Source organism: Streptomyces sp. NBC_01275, from assembly GCF_026340655.1.
In the GTDB taxonomy this organism is placed as follows: domain Bacteria; phylum Actinomycetota; class Actinomycetes; order Streptomycetales; family Streptomycetaceae; genus Streptomyces.
Map to the genome: position 1 here is coordinate 10,274,325 of NZ_JAPEOZ010000001.1, position 17,320 is coordinate 10,291,644.

Genomic DNA, 17,320 nt, shown 5'->3' on the forward strand with positions numbered 1-17,320 from the left:
CATCGGGCCACGGCCGTGGTGCCGCGGTCCCGCCGCGGCGCTCACGAGGGCGGCGGCCACCAGCCGGCAAGCGTTGGACAGACCCGACCACAAGGGGACGGCGGCCGCGCTGCCCACGGCCTAAACCGCGCAGGCGGTGGGCATGCTCGGCCTGTACGCGGTCGGCACTCGTCCGGTGGCGGCAGTGATGTTCCCGGCCCTGACGGGCGGTGCGCTCGGGCCGGTATCCATGGTCACCCAGACCGCGATGCCGCACTGCGCGCCGGGCCGCACGGACATCGCCCTCGCGGCCAACTCCGGCGCCTGCAACGCCGGCATCGCGACCGGCGCCGCACTCGGGGCACTGGTCCTGCCGCTCGCCGGCGGGGCGCCTTCCTCGCCGGCGGGCCTGCACAGCCGCCCCCGCCCCGACGTTCAGCGCCCCCGGGCCGTGTCCACGTCGTCCAAGACGGCGCCGCCCACCGGACGCAGGCGCCGCTCCTGACTCACACCGAAGCCGCCGACTGGCTCACCGCCACGGCGGCCGGAAAGATCTGACCCCGAGTCGGACACCACCGACCCTGGGAAGGTCGGCCATCCCCGGAGCCCGGCCTATGGAGTCACTCCTTCGGCGGGCAGCAGCCGGGGGCGTCCGCCTCGGTGGTCCCAGGTGGTAGCGGGTGTGCTGTCCCGTGTCAGTGACGTTTCACTCGCTGACACGGGGGCCAGGTGATCATTGGGGCACCTGAGTGTGCCCTTCGGTCCCTGGTGCCGCGACCGTCGGGCGCGTATCCAGGGAGGGTTGCTGTTTCTGCGCGGGAAGAGGCCCTTTTTGCATGCTCGAGACGACGCCCGGACCCAGGCTGCCGGACGCGCCGGCACGCCGACCCGCTCATCCCGCGGTGGCGGCCGGACACCGCTGTCGGGCCTGATGGCGCTGCAGGCCGCCGCGGGGAACCGGGCCGTCGTCCAGATGCTCCGCCAGGCAGGAGCGGGAGGGCCGGCGGGGCGGGTTGGCGGGACGGGCCGGCTGCCTGCGGTGCAGCGTTCGACGGTGCAGGACGTCCTGCACACGTCTGGCCGTCCGCTGGACGCTGCGGTGCGCTCCGAGATGGAGGGCCGGATGGGCGCCGAGTTCTCCGACGTCCGCATCCATGACGACAGCGCCGCTCGCGCTTCCGCCGCCGAGGTCGGCGCTCGCGCCTACACCTCGGGCAGCCATGTCGTCATCGGGGAGGGCGGCGGTGACCGGCACACCCTGGCCCACGAACTCACCCATGTCCTCCAGCAGCGCAAGGGGCCCGTCGCGGGCGCCGACAACGGCTCCGGGCTCAGGGTTTCCGACCCCTCCGACCGGTTCGAGCGTGAGGCCGAGGCCAACGCCGTTCGGGTGATGCGCAGTGCGGTGAGCGCTGACGGTCCCGCCACGGCTGCGGGCGAGCGGGCCGAGGAGCACGCGCACCGGCCCGGTGGCGAGCACGGCCACCGGGACGAGCACAGCCACGGGGACGAGTGCGGCCATGGCGCGGGCCCGCAGGCCGGGGGTCCCGTGCTGCAGCGGGCGGCGGTCTTCCAGCCGTTCACCAACATGACGCCCTCCGCCGGGACACTCGGCGCCACGCAGACCGACGCGCTGGTGGGGGCAGGCCTGGTGTACCCCGGCGGCGGCACCCTCGGCAACTGGCTGCACCTGGAGAGGATGCTCAGCAACAACGGGGGCGGCTCGGCGCCGGGCGAGCCGGCGGACATCACCACCATGAAGACCGCAGACGTCAACCTGGTGCGCGCCCAAGGGCAGCAGAACGTGGCCACGGCGATGCACGCGATCAACGGCGACTTCGTCGCGGGTGCCAACAACACGGCCTCGAACATCTTCATGGGCTCCGCCCGGTCCAACACCCAGGAGCACTTCAACAAGGTCGAACGGCCCATCCGTGCTTCGATGCAGAACGGCACCCATGGGCTCGCCGCAGGCTACGAGCAGTGGATCGCCGCCAACCCGCCGGTCAACCTCGGAGACGGCAAGATCGGCTGGGCCGCCCCGGGGCAGACCGTCCAGGGGACCCTGTCAAGCCCGGCCGCCCTGGCACCGTACGCGCAGGCGCACCCGAACGTCACCCACGTCCTGGACCCGGCGGCACCGCTGAACAACCCCGGCCTCAGGTGGCCCAAGGTAATCCACTACCGGGTCACCCCCAACTACACGTACAGCAGCAATCCCGCACAATGGCCCCAGTTCCTGAAGGACAACCTCCAGGCGGCCCAGGACCTCGTGGACGCGGAGATGGCCAAGCCGGCGAACCAGCAGGACCAGGCGGGACTGGCCAACGAGGTCGCGGCCATGAACATCCTGAGGCAGCGGGCGCACCAACTGTTCCCGGAGACGTTCACCTGCGCGGCGGACTACTACCTCGCCTCCTACAACCCGCAGGCCCCCTGGCACCACAGCCACGAGACAGACACGTACGACGCGGAGGCCTGAGGTGCCCATGCCCGACGACGAGCACGGCGACGAGCACGACAACGAGCGCGACGAGGAGTTCGGCACGGCACACGACGGGCGCGACGGCCCCCGACGGGCGGCGCGCCCAGGGGTCTTCCTCGCCTACGCGCCCGCAGACGCCGACCGGGCCGCCGCCCTGGACGGCCGACTGCGCGCCGACGGCGCCCGGACCGCACTGGACGAGTCCCGCGACCAGGACGACGGCCTGCCGGCCGAGCCGGTACTTCAGGAGCTGGGCGCCTGCGACCTGTTCCTCCTCCTGTGGTCCCGGGACGCGGCCGACGACCCCCACGTCCAGGAGCAGTACCGGTACGCGGCCTCGTTCGGCAAGCCGTGCCTGGTCTGGCCACTCGACACGACGGCCCCGCCTCCCGGGCAGGGCCGGGTGGAGCAGCTTCCACCCGGCAGCGACGACCAGGAGGCGGGCGCCGCGGTCCACCGCCTCCTGGGCGCCCCGCCCGCCGACCCGCGATCCGGTGACGGCTCCGGGCGGGCCCCGGCGACGGTCGGGGCCGTGGAGTCCGGTCACTGGAGGATCGAGAGCGACGCCCAGCACGGAGAGTCCCTGGAGGTGGAGCTCGCCCCCTCGGCGGACGCGGCGGTGCCGGACGACTCCGTCGAAGGCGGCCACCTCACAGGCACCCACCGACGAGCAGGCATGCAGGGCAGGGTCACCGGCCGCTGGTGGTTCTCCCGCACGGAGGGCCTACTCGACCTGGAGCTGGAATCCTCCTTCGGGCTGCGCCCGGTGCGCGAGCTGCGGCGTCTCCAGCTCCTGGGCGGCGACGACCGCTCCCTCACCGCCGAGGATCTGCACGGCATTGCCGACCCGCGGCACTACCGGCTCACCCTTGAACGGCCCTGCTGAGGCCCGCCGGTAGCGGTCGGCCGGGGTGGGCGGGCAACGGTCCATGGGGTGCCTGCGCCCGGCGGGTCGGGCCGCGCCGTGGCCGACCGCGAACACGCCACGCCCCCGACCGCCGGACCCTGTGCGGCCCGCTTCGCCGTCATGTCGCCCGCGGCGAGCAGCGGGATCTCCCGGCGAGCCGCCGCTCGCGCCGCACGAGGGAACCGGTTCGCTGCGGATCATCGTGAAACCTCGGGCGGACTCGGGGTCAGGACGCCGAACACGTGGCCGTCACCGAAGGCGTGCCCGCCGCAGCAGGCGTGCTCGCGAGGAAGCCGAAGGCAGCGCTCGCCCCCGCCGCCACCGTGCCGTTCCACCCGGCGTTGCGCACCGTCGTCCCGGTCAGCGCACCGTTCCAGACCTGGGTGAGCTGGCTGCCCGTCGGGAGTGCGAGGGTCACCGCCCAGGACGAGATCGACGCCGTGGACGAGGTGTTGGTGACCGTCACCTCACCCTGGTAGCCGCCCTGCCACACCGACACCGCCCGGAAGGTCGCCGAACAGCCACCGTTCCCGGGGTCTCCGGGATCCCCCGGGTCGCCCGGGGTGAGCAGGGCGGACAGCGCCGGGTACCAGCGGGCCGCCATCTTGGCATCGCCGGAAGCGTTGGGGTGGACGCCGTCGTAGGTGTCGGCGGCCGAGTCGAAGCCCGTCCACTGGTCGACGACGGTGACCGGCGACTGCGCGGTGGTGATGCCCTGCGCCCAGGCCGGAATGCGCTGGTTGAAGGCCACCGTACGAGCGGCGCACTCGGCACAGCTGCTCGGGTTGATCGGGATGAGCTGGGCGACCAGCACCTTCATCGCCGGGTTGCTGGCGCGCATCTGGCCGACCAGCTTGGTGTACGCGGCGAGGATGGTGTCCGGCGCGATGCTGCTCCATACGTCATTGGTGCCGAAGTGCATGACAACGATGTCCGGCAGGGTCGCAGCCAACCAGCCGGGCAGCAGGTTCTGGTCGGCGGTGGCGGTGGCCTGGAAGCCGCCGTGGCCTTCGTTGTCGGCGTCGTGAGTGAGGGCGCAGCTCTGGGCGTTCAGTGTGCCGACGAAGTCGATGTCGGTGTAACCGGCGTTCTGCAACTGGTTCCACAGGAGGGAGCGCCAGCAGCCCGGGGAGCCGGTGATGGAGTCGCCGAGCGGCATGATCCGTACCGGGGTCACGGCGGCGGCGGACGGGGCGCCGGCCAGGCCGAGGCCGGCGGCGAAGGCGAGCAGGGCGGCCAGGAGAGTGGCGAGGAGGGCGTGGTGTCTGCTGCGCACGGGGTGTCCTTCCCGAAGTGGGGCGGGAGTGGGAGTGCGGTACACGCTTAGGCAGATATGGGAGCGCTCCCATATCTGCGCCTTGTTCATCAAGCCACCGTTGTCACTGGCACGTCAATAACCCGGGCGGACTCGGACCAAGTCCGTCACGGCGCGAAGAGCGCCGCCCCCTCGGCCTCCGCGATCTCCCCCGAGTCGCCGGGGTCCGGCGCGGGCTCTGGTCCTTGCCGACGAGCGGTGCACGGAGGCCCTCCACCAGGTCCGAGTGCCGGACGAGGTCGCAGGCGACCTGGTAGCCCTGCGCCAACACCGCCTCCTGCGGTGCCGAGGACGGGGCCATGGGGGACGAGGAGGCAGGGAACGGCACCGCGCCGGAGCCAGGAGCAGGTACCGAGCAGGGCCACCCTGATGATCAAGGACCGCGGAGCGGAACCCACGTGAGCGAGCCTCCGGGTGTGCGAGCACGCCCGATGGAGCCGCACCCGCAGAACAGGCCGAGTCGGCGACCCGTGCGGCCCCATGGGCTCTCTGGCCCCCGGTGGGCGGGCGGATCAGCGCAGTCCGGCGAAGAGGTCGCTCTCGGGCACGGCCGCGCCGGTGGTGTCCTGGACACGTACGAAGGTCTCGACGCCCATCAACTCGGTGAACCTCTCCTGGCCCATCCTGAGGAAGAAGATGTTCTCGCCCTGGCTGGCGTGCGCGGCCAGCGCGTCGAACTTCTGGCCGCCGAAAGCGGTGGTGTCCACCCAGGTGGTGATCTCCTCGTCGGGGAGCCCGATCTCGGCCAACGCGGCGGCCTCAGCGGGATCCGGCTCCTGCCCGTCCGCCCCGAACTCGCGCATGACCTCCCCGAACCGCTGCATCATCGAGCGGGGCGCCGTCGTCCAGTACACCTTCGGTGTCGGCGCGGTCATCGCCAGCGCCGCCATCGTGATGCGGTTGGCCTGGATGTGGTCGGGGTGGCCATAGAAGCCGTTCTCGTCGTAGGTGACGACCACATCGGGCTGGTAGCGCCGCAAGAGTTCCGCGAGTCGGGCAGCGCCCTCCTCCACGGGTGTCTGCCAGAAGGAGCCGGGGGCGTCATTGGTCGGCCAGCCCATCATCCCGGAGTCGGCGTAGTCCAGCATCTCCAGATGACTGATCTTCAGGACTTCGCAGCTTGCCTCGAGTTCTTCACGCCGCATCAAGGCGACGGCCGCCGGATCGTGCCCGGGATCGCCCGGCTTGACACCTCCCGGTCCGTCACCGCAACCGCCGTCGGTACACGTCACAAGGACCGTGCGAATGCCCTCCGCCGCGTACCGGGCGAGGACACCTCCTGTTCCAGTCGCCTCATCGTCGGGGTGGGCGTGTACCGCCATGAGCGTCAAGGGCCGGTCATTCATGAAACATCCTCCTGTGTGAAAAGGCCTCGGTCTGAGTCCGCGGCGGGCGTATGAGCGGTCGCCTCTCAACATCACCACGATTCTGGAGGCAGTCCAGCGCGAACTCGACGAGGGCCCCCTCCGTGGCCTGGACGTGCGCCAGCGTTGGTCCGGCTGTCCCGACAAACTGCCCGAGGACCTCGTCCATTCCCTCAGGCGCGAAGAACACCGCACCCGCAACCGCACCGGACTGACACTCGCTGTCTGCATCAACGACGGCGGCCCCGACGAGATCACCCGGACCGCCGCGGCACTCGCCCAGGCAGCTTGACGAAGCGGGGATTTGCCCCCTGGGCGAGGGTCTACCGCACGGCCGACGGCGCACGCCGCAAGTGCCTGCAGTTCGCCGTCGTGCCCTGGGCGCCCTGGACCACCGCTCCAAGGAAGCAGGCCGCCACGACCGGCGGCATCGTCATCGACACCCGGGCGCGAATCGGATGCACCGCAGCCCCGGGCACCACCGACGACCCGCGGCTGCGGCCCGTCACCCAGGGCCTGCCGCCCGCCTACGCGGCACGGCTCTTCGACGCACATGCCGTCGCCGGAGCCGCGAGCCCACTTTGTTCTGCCTGGGCCAGTGCGTGATGGAGGACCGGTCCTGGCTCCGGGCTTCGGGACTCCGCCCGCCGGGTGAGGCACCCCGCTCTCTGCGCCTGGCCGACACGTAGGCTGGCCCTGGACTCGGTGTTCACGTGTCTGGTGGCGCTCATACAACCCGACGACCGCGAGTCCCGGTGGGGCCCAGGTTCGCCGACGAACGCGGTCGGCCGGACGACGGAAGAAGGAGGCGGCGTCGGATGGGCGGAGATGTTCTGCGCTGGAGCGGATACCGCAGCATGCCGTGGAAGAACGGCGGCGGTACGACCCGGGAGGTCGCGTCGGGAACCCTGCAAGCGCCCCTGGCCCCGGCGGAGCCCGAGGACGGCTTCGACTGGCGGGTGAGTGTCGCGGACGTGGACGCGGGAGGCTCCTTCTCTTCCTTTCCCGGGATCGACCGCGTGATCACCCTGGTCGAGGGCGAAGGCATGGTGCTGACCGTGGACGGGACCCCGCATCCGGTCGGACCGTTGAGCCCCTTCGCCTTCTCCGGCGACGCGGCGACGGACTGTCGGCTGGAGGCGGGCGCGGTGCGCGATATGAATGTGATGACCCGCAGGGGCCGGGCGACGGCACAAGTGCAGATCGTCACCGTCGCCGCCGCACGGGGAGCGGAGATGGCGTGCGCCGCGGGCGAGACCCTACTCGTCATGGCGGTCACCGAGGGGATCGCCGTAGGCGGACCGGACGGGCGGGAGACAGCGCTCGGCCGTTTCGACTGCGTACCGCACGAAGGCCCGCGGGCACTGACTCTACGGGGCGACGGCACGGTGGCCGAGATCAGGATCACCGCGGCGCGCTGATGCCGGGAGCCGGCGCCCGCCCAGTCGTCTTCGTGCTCGCGCGTCCACTCATTTCCTCCCCGGGCCCGACCGGCAAGTCCCCCTTCGGTCTTTCTCACCCACGTGGAAGTCCTGCCGGAGGGCGAAGTCCTGAGCTGCCTTCAGACCTCAGCCCGAGCAGCCTGCCCGTTGACGAGGCTCGTGGCGGATCGCTCCGGAAGTCGACCAGCGGTATTCCGCATGGCGGAGAAGACGGTCTGGGCGGGACGCCGCTCTGCGCAACTGGCCGATTGAAGCACTCAGTCACACGGAACCTTGAGCCGAAGCACGAAAGTTGTCACATAGGCAGGCTTGTTGTCGCTGTGACTGGTTCGGCGAGCGTTCACTCGGCCAGTTGAGCGCTGGCGCCGGTTGAGGCGGCGGGGAACTGTCAGTGGCTGGTGGCAGGATCGCCGCTATGGTCTTCGTACGTACTACTCCGCCGCGGCCGGTCGACGTCACCGAAGTCTTTCCTGAGCTGGCTCCGTTGGGGCGAGCTGCCATTCGGCTGCACCCTCGTGCCGGGTCGCCTTCGGTGTGGGAGAGCTCGGTCGGGGGGCCGTTGCTGTGGCCGGCTGAGGAGCCATGGCCGCACTGCGAAAGCTCGCACCCGGGCACCGGAGTGTGCCAGTCACCGGCAGAAGTGCGGCTCGAGAGGCGCAGGCGGGCCCGGCTGCACCGCGATCCCCATGGTCCTCAGTACACGCCTGAGGAGGCGGCGATCAAGGAGCGCAACGACGCGACGTTCATGGAGCGACTCGAGGCAGGCCCTCCGTGGCCCGCGGAGTGCCCGGTCCCCATGCTGCCTGTGGCCCAGCTGTATGTGCGCGACGTACCCCTGTTGCGGCCGCCCGGACAGGCGGACCTGCTCCAGGTGCTGTGGTGCCCTTACGACCACGAGCCGTATGCCAAGCCTTCGACCGCACTGTTCTGGCGGTCCGCCGCGGGGGTCGGCGAGGTCCTCGCCGTACCGCCGGAACCGTATGAGGCGGACTGGGAAGGCTATGTGCCGGAGCCGTGTCTGCTGGCGCCGGAACAGATCACCGAGTACCCCAGCAGCCTCGATCTGAGCGCAGAGATGCGGCAGTCGCTGAAGGACTGGAGCACATGGCAGGCAGCTGACGTCGGCGTGGACAGCTCGCACGCGGACTATCCGGAGGCGTTCTATGACCGTGAGCTGGCTGACGCTCCCGGCTGGAAGGTCGGCGGCTGGCCCCCGTGGGGCCGCACCGACCCCTATCCCCGGTTCTGCGCTGTCTGCGACGCTCAGATGGTCCCGCTGCTGACCATCGCCTCCTTCGAATGGGACGGCGGTACGCACGGCTGGGCACCGTACGAGGATCAAGCCGCCGCGTTTTCCGCCGGTCACGTCGCCGGCCGGAACCCCGCGCAGCCGACCGCGGTCGAAGTCGGCAGCACCGACAATCTGCAGCTCTATGTCTGCCCGGCATCTCCGGAGCATCCGCACACCGACCTGATCCAGTGAGCTGTCGCTGAGCCCTCTTTCGCGAGGCCGCACACACCGCAACAGCCCTGTGCGGGGCTCTGGTCCGGGCGGCCGCTGTACTGGTTCAGCTTCTGGGCGAAGCCGATCGGCGAGCTGGAACCGCTCGGAACATGCGGTTCGGTATTTGCGGAGGTTCTTGTCCCAGATCTGGTGCCGTGACGGTGCGATGCCGGTGGACCTGGGGGATCCCCGCGCATGCTCGTGCGTCGATGGGGGCCGCGCTGGAGTGGTAGAGACGGTTGTCCGTCTCCTCGACAACGGCCAGACGCCGGGTTGACCGCTGCAGCCAGCGAGCAGGATGAGCTCCTTGAAGTACTGCCGGGCATCGTGCTCGGGGCCGGGGCCGGCTTCCCCGACCCGACTGGGCCCTCTTGCTCTATGTGGCTGGTCGTTTTCGACGTGGACACCGGCCCGTTGCCGCGATCGGCTCGCCCTCAGGCAGCGCCGGGGTCATGCCCTGCTTCGTCGTCTTCGTACCCACGGATCGCTGCGACCTTGGCCGCGGACGCCGAGGCCGTGTCGAACCGGTAGCCCAGCCGCTCGCGGGCAAGACGACGTGCGAGTTCCAGTCCGACCACACGCTGCCCGAAGCAGAGGACCTGGGCGTCGTTGGAGAGTACGGCTCGCTCCACGGAGAAGCTGTCGTGGGCGGTCACGGCCCGGATGCCCGGTACTTTGTTGGCGGAGATGGCCATTCCCAGGCCGGTGCCGCACACGAGGAGCGCCCGTTCGGCTCTGCCTTCCGCGATGAGTCGAGCGGCGGTGACCGCAACATGCGGGTAGGCGGTCGTCTCCCCGATGCCCACCCCCACGTCGATGACTTCGATGACACGCTCGTCGGTCTGCAGGTCGGCCTTGAGGGTCTCCTTGTAGTCCAGTCCCGCGTCGTCGCAGCCGACGACCACCCGGATGGGCTGTGTTCGTGCTGTCATCCGACCTGCTCCTTCGTCATGGCGGAGAGAACGGACCGGGCGCACAAGGCGTACGAGATCGCGCCGGCGTCGGGGGTGCCGATGCTGCGGGCCGCAAGGGGGCGTGCCCGGCCGACCCTCGGCAGCAGCTCGGCGGTGGCCAGAGCAGCGGCCTGCGCCACGTCCACCGCTTCACTCCACGCGGTGTGAAGGTCCGCGCCACCGCGGAGGGAAGCCTCCAGCGCGTCGGCGAAGGGCACGGCCGCATCGAGCAGCGTTTTGTCTCCCGGGGCGGCCTTGCCGAGTGCGGCGACGGCCTCGAGTCCCGCCCGTACGGCAACGGCGACGTCCTTGGCCGTGACCGTGGGCGCGCTGTCGGTCAGGCAGGCCCCTGCGGCGCACAGCCCGGCGCCCGGACGCCCGAGAGCACCAGGGCCGAAGACGCACGGTCGATAACCCTGCTCATCACGGCGTTGATCGCCCAGCAACTCGCTGTCGCGCTCATGTCCGCGGGGTGGACGTACTCCGGGCCCCGATCAGCCCAGGCTGCGGCCGTCGGCGGAATCACCCCTCCGCCGGCGGCCGCAGCGTCGCCGGAGCACAGAGAGGCTCCGCCGATGCTGCGCCCGGCACGCCTCCGAACCCTGTCGACCACCGTCCCGCATGGGGAGCTTCCCATTTCCACCGCATTCTCTCCGCCCCGACCTCGGCTTCCGATACCCCCGCCGGTTGTCGTCGTCCGTCGGCGTCGGCGTCGGCGCCGGCGTCGGCGCCGACGCCGACCGGGCCTTGCGCTCCTTCCCGCCCTGCTGTCCGTCATGCTCGGACTGTGGGGTGTCCGGCGGCAGGGCAGTGTCTGGCGTGAGGAGGCAGTCACGTACGACATGGCCCACCGGACCCTCCCGGAGCTGTGGGCCACGGTCGCGCACGTGGATCTCGTCCACGCGGCCTACTGCCTGCTGATGCACGGCCTGTTCCATGTCTTCGGCTCGGCGGACCCGCTGCTGGTGATGCGCCCGCCGTGGCGACGCCCGCCGCGGCCGTCGCCACGGCGGGCGTCACCGTCCTCGGCCGACGGCTCGTCGGCCCGCGCGCAGGGGTCGCGGCGGGCGCACTGTTCGCGGTGGCGCCGCAGATACAGCGCTTCGCGCAGGAGGGCCGCTCCTACACCCTGGTCACGGCGTGCGTCGTCTGGGCGACCTACCTCCTGATACGCGCGATCCGCAGCCGGTCCGCGTGGACGTGGAGCGGATACGCGGTGCTGATGCTGACGGCGGCGATCCTGCACGAGTTCGCGATCCTGGCGCTGGTCGCGCATGCGTGGGCGGTGCCCCGTGACGCGCGCCGACCCTGGGCCGTCGCCGCGTTCGTCGCCGTCGCCGGGGTCGCACCGCTGGCGCTGCTCAGCACGGGCCAGACGGCGCAGGTGGCCTGGATCGGCATGGACGTCGGCGGGCTGGCCTGGTTCCTGGGCTCGGGCACGGTCGCCGCGCTGTGCGCCCGTCGGCTGCTGCGCCGCAGGGCCACAGGCCCCGGGACCGGGACCGGGGGCGACTCCGGTGAGGTCCTGCTGGTCCGGGTCGCGCTGCCCCTGGCCGTACTGCCCGGCGCCATCCTCCTGCTGGCCTCGCTCGTCCACCCCCTGTTCGAGGACCGCTACGTCCTCTACAGCATCGTGGGACAGGCGCTGCTGGCCGGCGCGGCCCTCGACCGGATCCTGCGCGGCCGAGGCCGGAAGAAGCCCGTGCTCGTCGCGGTCGCTCTCGCGCTGCTCGCCGTGGCGGCGTACTCCCCGCATCTGCGCGCACCGGACAGCCGCCGTGACGACGCCACCGCCATCTCCCAGGCCGTACGGCGACTGGAGGGGTGTCCCCAGGTCGGCCCGGGGCGGCGGGCTGCTCCTGGCGCGGCCGACGCTCGGGGCCACATGCTCTTGGAACACCGTGCCGCGGCTTGAGCCTGCAAAACGTGCGACGGCACCGTCAGCCCTTGATCGCCCCGGTGAGCACACCGGTCCTGAAATGCTTCTGCAGGAAGGGATAGACGACGAGCAGGGGGACGAGGGTCAGTACGACCACGGCCATCTGCAATGACAGCGGAGCGGTCTCGGCGTGGACGTTGCCGAATCCGCTGTTGACGGAGCCCGGCAAGCCGTTGCCGCGGTTCACGTAGGTGAGCAGCACGTACTGCAGGGGCCACTTCTGGCTCTCCGTAGGCATGTAGAGCATGACGTTGAAGAAGGCGTTCCAGTAGCCGACGGCGTAGAAGAGCGTGATGACCGCGGTGACGGCGCGGGACGTGGGCAGGACCACCGACCACAGGATCCGCCAGTCACCGGCCCCGTCCAGCCGGGCGGCGTCGATGAGTTCCGCCGACGTGTCGGCGTAGAACGACCGCAGTACGAGGATGTTGAAGACCGACACAGCGCTGGGCAGGATGAGGGCCCAGTAGCGGCCGTAGCCGCCCAGACCGGTGACCACCAGGAAGGTGGGGATCAGGCCGCCGCTGACGAACATGGTGGTGACCAGCAGCGTCAGGATCGGCCGGTGTCCGTAGGAGCGGGCGCGGGACAGCCCGTAGGCGCACAGCACGGAGACCGCCATCGAGACGCCTGTTCCCACGAGGGTGATGCCCAGGCTGACCAGCACGGCGGTGCGCACGGTGGGATCGGCGAGCATCTCCCGGTAGGCGGAGGCGGTGAGTCCGTCGGGCCAGATCACCAGGCCGCCGGCCCGGTTGACGGCGGCCTGGGTGGAGAAGCTGGTGACCACGATGATCCACAGCGGTACCAGGACGACTGCGGTGACCAGAGTGAGAGCGGCGCTCTTGCCCGTGGTGGTGGCGGGTGACGGTTGCTCGTCCCAGACCGGGCGTTTGTCGTTGCGACGCTGTCGCAGCGGAACGGCAGTGCTCATCTGCGGTACAACCCGTCCTCTCCGAAGAGGTGCGCGAGCTTGTTCGCGCCCCAGATCAGCAACAGCGAGATGACGCTCTTGAAGAGCCCCGCCGCGGCTCCGTAGCCGTAGTTGTTCGTGGCGATGCCGTAGTAGAAGGAGAAGGTGTCCAGTACGTCCGCCGCGTTGTGGCCCACGGCCACGCGTTGGAGCAGGAGTTGCTCGAAGCCCACGGTGAGCGCGTTGCCCAGGCGCAGTACCAGCATCAGCACGATCACCCCGCGCATCCCGGGCAGGGTGATGTGCCACATGCGGCGCCAGCGACCGGCACCGTCCACGGCGGCGGCCTCGTACAGGTGGGTGTCGATCGCGGCGAGTGCGGCGAGGAAGACGATGACGCCCCAGCCCGCCTCCTTCCAGACGGCCTGGGCGGTGACCAGCAGGGCGAACGTGTTCGAGTCGGTCATGATGTCCCAGGTGCCGGCATCGTGCTGCCGCAGGAACTGGTTGAGCACGCCTGCGCCGCCGAGCATCTGCTGGAAGACCGTGATCGTCAGTACCCACGAGAAGAAGTGGGGGAGGTAGACGATGGACTGGATGAGGTTGCGCAGCCGTTCGCTGAGCACGGTGTTGAGCAGCAGGGCGAGCGCGATCGGTATCGGGAAGAAGAGGACCAGCTGGACGAGGCTGAGGTAGAGCGTGTTCTTCAGCGCCCCCCCAGAACAAGGGATCCTGGACGAGGGTGGTGAACTGCTCGAGCCCAGCCCATGGGCTGTGCCGGACACCGACCAGGGGGTCGTAGTACTGGAAGGCAGTGATCAGGCCGAACAGCGGCGCGTAGTTGAACGCCAGGAGCAGTACGACGGCCGGAATCGTCATGATGACCAGGGACTTGTCCCGGCGCAGCCGGATCCGCCAGTGGAGTCTGACGTGTGCCTGCGGTAGTTTCCTCGTCGTCTTCTTCTCGGTCTTGGGGTCGATGGTGGTGGTCACGTCTGCGCTGTCCTCACTGACCGGTGCCGTACTTCTCCAGGACGTTGGTCGTCAGCCAGTTCCTGAGCCGGTTGCCGCTGCTCTTCCACGCTGCGATGGCGTCCTGGACGTCGGAGACCTTCTGCTTGCCGTGGCAGCAGTCCTTGATCGTGTCCTCGACCGACTGCGCCGCGTCCGCGGTGGCCAGGGAGGCGGGCAGCGAGATGTTCATGTTCCAGAACACCGGCTTGTACAGGTACGTGACGTTGGCGGCCTGCCAGGCGGTGAAGTCCCTCGTCACCTGGTCGGCTCGGGGGTTGCTGACCACCTGTGGGCACGAGGCCAGGAACGAGTACGTCTGGGGCTGCACGTACTTCTTCCCCGCGTCGGTGAAGGTGGGGACCCCCTTCACCATGGTGTGGTGGACGCCCTCGACACCGAAGTTGACCATGGTGTACTCGGCCGAACCGTAGGGGGCGGCCAGGTAGTCGGTCACCGCCAGCAGTTCCTCGATCTGGTCCTTGCCGAGACTGCGGTTGAGATAGCTGATGACGCCCGTGGAGTTGCCCAGGAACAAGCTCGGCCTGGACGTGCAGTCGGCCGCGAGAACACCGAAGGCTCCGCGCCGGTAGTCCTTGTTCGCGGCCGAACCGGACTGCTGGTCGGCGAGGTTCCACGCTCCGGTGCCACCGCCGGATATGAGGACCTTCCCCGAATAGAAACGGGTGCTGGCGGAGGCTTCCTGCCCAGCGAGGGCGTCGGGGTGCATGGAGCCGGACCTGGCGAGTCTGTGGTGCCAGTCGAGGGCGTCGAGGAACTCCGGGGTCTCGTACTTGTTGATCAGCCTGCCGTTCTCGACCTTCCACTTGTTGGGCACACCCCAGAAGGGGAAGAGGTACGTCCACACGTCGTCGAACGCCCAGACCCCGCGTTTGGCGTCGGTCAGCTCCTTGCCCAGCGCGAACAGGTCGGCCGCCGAGGTGATCTGGTCGGCGGTGATGCCCTGGGCGTCCAGGACGTCGCGGCGGTAGAAGGTCGTGCCCGCGATGACGCAGCTGCTGGAGTAGGACGGGAGGCCGTAGATCCTGTTGCCCCAGGCGCCCGCCTGCCAGGCGCCGCTGGGGACGGCGGCGAGGTTCGGATACTTCTTGATCTTGTCGCCGGCCAGGTACGGGGTGAGGTCGGCGAGTTGCGCGCCGGCCAGGCCGCCCGTGTTGAAGCCGGAGTTCCACCAGGCGGGCAGCTGGATCCAGTCGGGCAGCTTCTTGGCCGAGGTCATCGTGGGGATGATGGTGAGGTAGTTGTTGCCGTCGGCGGGCTTGATCTTGAGGTCGGTGCCCAGAGCGTTGTTCATGGCCCGGTAGAAGGAGTTGCCGGGGGAGGGGACGGTTCCCCACAGCGGAGTGACCGCCGTGTAGCTGCCGCCCTTGCCCGGAACACCGACCACGGTCCGGGCCTGTCGGGCGGGATAGGTCAGGAAGCCGGGGTCGGTCGCGATGTCGGCGCCGCCGGCGACGGACGGGAGGTCGGCCCTGAGCGAGCTGTCGGGCACGAAGGACGGGAGCGCGGCCTTGAGCCCCTTCTTCGTGCTGGCTCCGCCGGTGCTCTGTCCACCGTCGCCGCACGCGGACAGCAGTGGCGTTATCGCGACGGTGCCGGCAACGGCCGCGGCTGTGCCGAGAAGAGTTCTGCGGTTTATGTCGGAAGTCATGGGTGGGCTGCTTTCACCGGTGGGATGTGCGGGGGGCCGGCCTGTCGTCGAAGCGCCTCGACGACGGGCCTGTCGGAAGGGCGGAACCGTGATGGCCGAGGTCAGCCGGTCGTTCCGGTGACGGTGCTGCCGGACTTGGTGACGTAGTACGTCGCTGAGTCGCCGCTCCAGAAGTGGAAGGTGAGCGTCACCCGGGAGTCGTCCTTGAGCGAGGTGAAGAACTCGGGCGTCAGCTTGATCGAGTCACTGGTGTATGCCGAGAAGGCGGTGTCCCACTGCTGGTAGGGAGTCCAGCTCGCCGGGCCCGCGTTGCTCCCGTCGTCGTACCTGGCTTCCATGGTCGCGAGCCTGTCCCCGCGGAACTGGGTGGGGATGCTCAGGCCGGTGGTGCTTCCCGAGGTGTTCGACAGGACGGGAGTGTCGTACGTGATCACGTCGATCCGCCACGGGACACCGCGGGAGAACCGGCCCTCCAGCGTCGCGTCGACCCCGTACGTCCGCTCGCCCGCCAAGTCGCCGAGTGTGGCCGCCGTCAGCGTGAGTTGGTTGCCGGAGACGGTGTAGTCCCGGCCTCGCACGAGGGTGCGGGAGCCGTGGCGCAGGCCCTGGAAGTCGGTGCCGTTGGTGTTCAGGGTGAGCGTCTGACTCGTGATGGCAGCCGACCTGGCGAGAAACACCATGTCGCTGGAAGCGGTTCCGGAACGTGTGGTCCAGCTCGACTTGATCTGGGCGAAGAGTTCCGGGTCCCGCCACTGCAGGGTGTTGCGGTTCAGGAACTGACCGGCGTCCCACAGCATGGTGGTGAGTCTCCGTCGGCGTGCGTAGTCGCCGAGGAACTCGAAGTACTTGAGCTGCTCACCGCGTTCGATGATGCCGGGGCGATTGTGGTCGTAGGCCAGCAGGGCGTACTCCCCGATGACGACCGGGATGCCGCGCGAGACGAAGGTGTCGTACGCGCGGTCGAAGGTGGCGGTGAGGTCCTGCTCCGAGGTGGCGTCGAACCGGGTGTAGCCGGCGATGTTCACGCTGAACGGCCACCAGCCGTAGAAGTGGATCGTCGTGGCGATCACGGGATCGCGCAGGGAGGTCAGTTCGGCGGCCAGCGCGTCGAGCCGGCCCTGGTCGGCGTTCGTGTACAGGGTGGGCAGCACGAGCAGTCGGGTGGCGTTCCTGTCACCGGAGTCGCGGACGACGGCGTGAAAGGCGCGGTTGAGTTCGGCGAGCAGCCGGTAGTTCTCGTCGTCGCTCGAAGTGCCGCTGAACGTCGGCTCGTTGATGCTTTCGAGGACGAGTGTGGACGGCTCGTCGCGGAACTCCGCCGCGATCTGGGTCCAGGTGGCGCGGTAGCGGGCGAGCACGGCGTCGTGATCCGTCGAGAGGTTGTTGACCCACATCCATGAGTCGTGGTGCATGTTGAGCGGCACGTACAGGCCTTCGGCCAGCGCCATGTCGGCGACCTGCCGGACTTTCGCCGTCCAGGCCGGGTCGATCGTGTAGTCAGGGGCGGCGCCTTGGTGGACGCCCCAGGTGACGGGCAGGCGGATGCTCTTGAACCCCTGCGACCTGACTTTCTTCAGCAGTGCCCTGGTCACGGGCGGGGTTGCCCCAGGACGTCTCGTCGGGGATGGCGTCGTAGGTGTTGCCCAGGTTCCAGCCGGGCTGCATGGCCGCCACCGGGCTGCGGGCGGCCGGGGCACTCGGCGGCGGGGCGGGCGGATCGTCGGCCTGCGCGGTGGCGGGTAACAGCGGGAGCAGGACGATCGCCAGGAGTAACGCCGTCAGTCTCCGCGGAGGTCGCGACGGGCGGTGCCGTCGTGTGAGGAATCGTGTCCGTCT

13 protein-coding genes and 3 pseudogenes are annotated in these 17,320 nt (G+C 69.8%); 8 read left to right on the top strand and 8 right to left on the bottom strand.

The window, feature by feature from the left end:
- Positions 1-103: 103 nt before the first annotated feature.
- The 3 genes and pseudogenes from OG562_RS45195 to OG562_RS45205 all read left to right on the top strand — a co-directional run.
- Positions 104-364, top strand: a pseudogene (locus tag OG562_RS45195) (MFS transporter); the annotation flags it as partial.
- Positions 365-811: 447 nt separating this feature from the next.
- A pseudogene (locus OG562_RS45200) lies at positions 812-1,378 on the top strand (DUF4157 domain-containing protein); the annotation flags it as partial.
- 1,090 nt (positions 1,379-2,468) lie between these two features.
- Entirely contained in the window at positions 2,469-3,350 is an 882-nt protein-coding gene (locus tag OG562_RS45205; protein WP_266408693.1) for a TIR domain-containing protein, read from the top strand.
- 247 nt (positions 3,351-3,597) lie between these two features.
- On the opposite strand, the gene OG562_RS45210 is transcribed toward OG562_RS45205, so the two are convergent.
- Together OG562_RS45210 and OG562_RS45215 are read right to left on the bottom strand one after the other, a co-directional pair.
- The gene (locus tag OG562_RS45210; RefSeq protein ID WP_266408694.1) at positions 3,598-4,647 is read right to left on the bottom strand and encodes a GDSL-type esterase/lipase family protein; all 1,050 of its coding nucleotides are present in this window, start codon (positions 4,645-4,647) and stop codon (positions 3,598-3,600) included.
- A 551-nt stretch (positions 4,648-5,198) separates the two neighbouring features.
- Positions 5,199-6,032, bottom strand: coding sequence for a PIG-L family deacetylase (locus tag OG562_RS45215; protein WP_266408695.1), 834 nt, complete (start codon positions 6,030-6,032; stop codon positions 5,199-5,201).
- 31 nt (positions 6,033-6,063) lie between these two features.
- On the opposite strand from OG562_RS45215, the gene OG562_RS45220 reads away from it, so the two are divergent.
- The 4 genes and pseudogenes from OG562_RS45220 (at position 6,064) to OG562_RS45235 (ending at position 8,975) form a co-directional block, all read left to right on the top strand.
- The gene (locus OG562_RS45220) at positions 6,064-6,342 is read left to right on the top strand and encodes an undecaprenyl diphosphate synthase family protein (RefSeq protein ID WP_266409862.1); all 279 of its coding nucleotides are present in this window, start codon (positions 6,064-6,066) and stop codon (positions 6,340-6,342) included.
- Between the two features lie 110 nt (positions 6,343-6,452).
- A pseudogene (locus OG562_RS45225) lies at positions 6,453-6,602 on the top strand (XRE family transcriptional regulator); the annotation flags it as partial.
- Between the two features lie 266 nt (positions 6,603-6,868).
- Positions 6,869-7,471 carry a HutD family protein gene (locus OG562_RS45230; RefSeq protein ID WP_266408696.1) on the top strand — a complete coding sequence of 201 codons (603 nt, stop codon included), beginning with the start codon at positions 6,869-6,871 and terminating at the stop codon, positions 7,469-7,471.
- Between the two features lie 436 nt (positions 7,472-7,907).
- On the top strand, positions 7,908-8,975 hold the full coding sequence (locus OG562_RS45235; protein ID WP_266408697.1) for a hypothetical protein: 1,068 nt from the start codon (positions 7,908-7,910) through the stop codon (positions 8,973-8,975).
- Positions 8,976-9,430: 455 nt separating this feature from the next.
- Here the strand turns inward: OG562_RS45235 and OG562_RS45240 are convergent, their stop codons facing one another.
- Both OG562_RS45240 and OG562_RS45245 read right to left on the bottom strand, forming a co-directional pair.
- Complete coding sequence (locus OG562_RS45240) at positions 9,431-9,928, bottom strand: ribose-5-phosphate isomerase (protein WP_266408699.1); 498 nt, start codon at positions 9,926-9,928, stop codon at positions 9,431-9,433.
- Complete coding sequence (locus OG562_RS45245) at positions 9,925-10,395, bottom strand: DAK2 domain-containing protein (protein ID WP_266408700.1); 471 nt, start codon at positions 10,393-10,395, stop codon at positions 9,925-9,927. The genes OG562_RS45240 and OG562_RS45245 overlap by 4 nt, the downstream gene beginning before the upstream one ends.
- Positions 10,396-10,928: 533 nt before the next feature.
- Here OG562_RS45245 and OG562_RS45250 point away from each other — a divergent pair.
- Complete coding sequence (locus OG562_RS45250) at positions 10,929-11,864, top strand: glycosyltransferase family 39 protein (protein ID WP_266408702.1); 936 nt, start codon at positions 10,929-10,931, stop codon at positions 11,862-11,864.
- Between the two features lie 25 nt (positions 11,865-11,889).
- Here the strand turns inward: OG562_RS45250 and OG562_RS45255 are convergent, their stop codons facing one another.
- From OG562_RS45255 to OG562_RS45270, 4 genes are all read right to left on the bottom strand, one after another.
- A complete protein-coding gene (locus OG562_RS45255; RefSeq protein ID WP_266408704.1) occupies positions 11,890-12,822 on the bottom strand; it encodes a carbohydrate ABC transporter permease in 933 nt (310 codons plus the stop codon).
- Positions 12,819-13,586: an ABC transporter permease subunit gene (locus OG562_RS45260; RefSeq protein ID WP_323187635.1), complete on the bottom strand. Its 768-nt coding sequence runs from the start codon at positions 13,584-13,586 to the stop codon at positions 12,819-12,821. Before OG562_RS45260 ends, OG562_RS45255 begins: the two co-directional genes overlap by 4 nt.
- A 221-nt stretch (positions 13,587-13,807) precedes the next feature.
- Positions 13,808-15,484, bottom strand: a complete 1,677-nt coding sequence (locus OG562_RS45265) for an ABC transporter substrate-binding protein (protein ID WP_266408706.1) — start codon at positions 15,482-15,484, stop codon at positions 13,808-13,810.
- Positions 15,485-15,585: 101 nt separating this feature from the next.
- The gene (locus OG562_RS45270) at positions 15,586-17,076 is read right to left on the bottom strand and encodes a cellulase family glycosylhydrolase (protein ID WP_323187636.1); all 1,491 of its coding nucleotides are present in this window, start codon (positions 17,074-17,076) and stop codon (positions 15,586-15,588) included.
- Positions 17,077-17,320 lie beyond the last annotated feature (244 nt).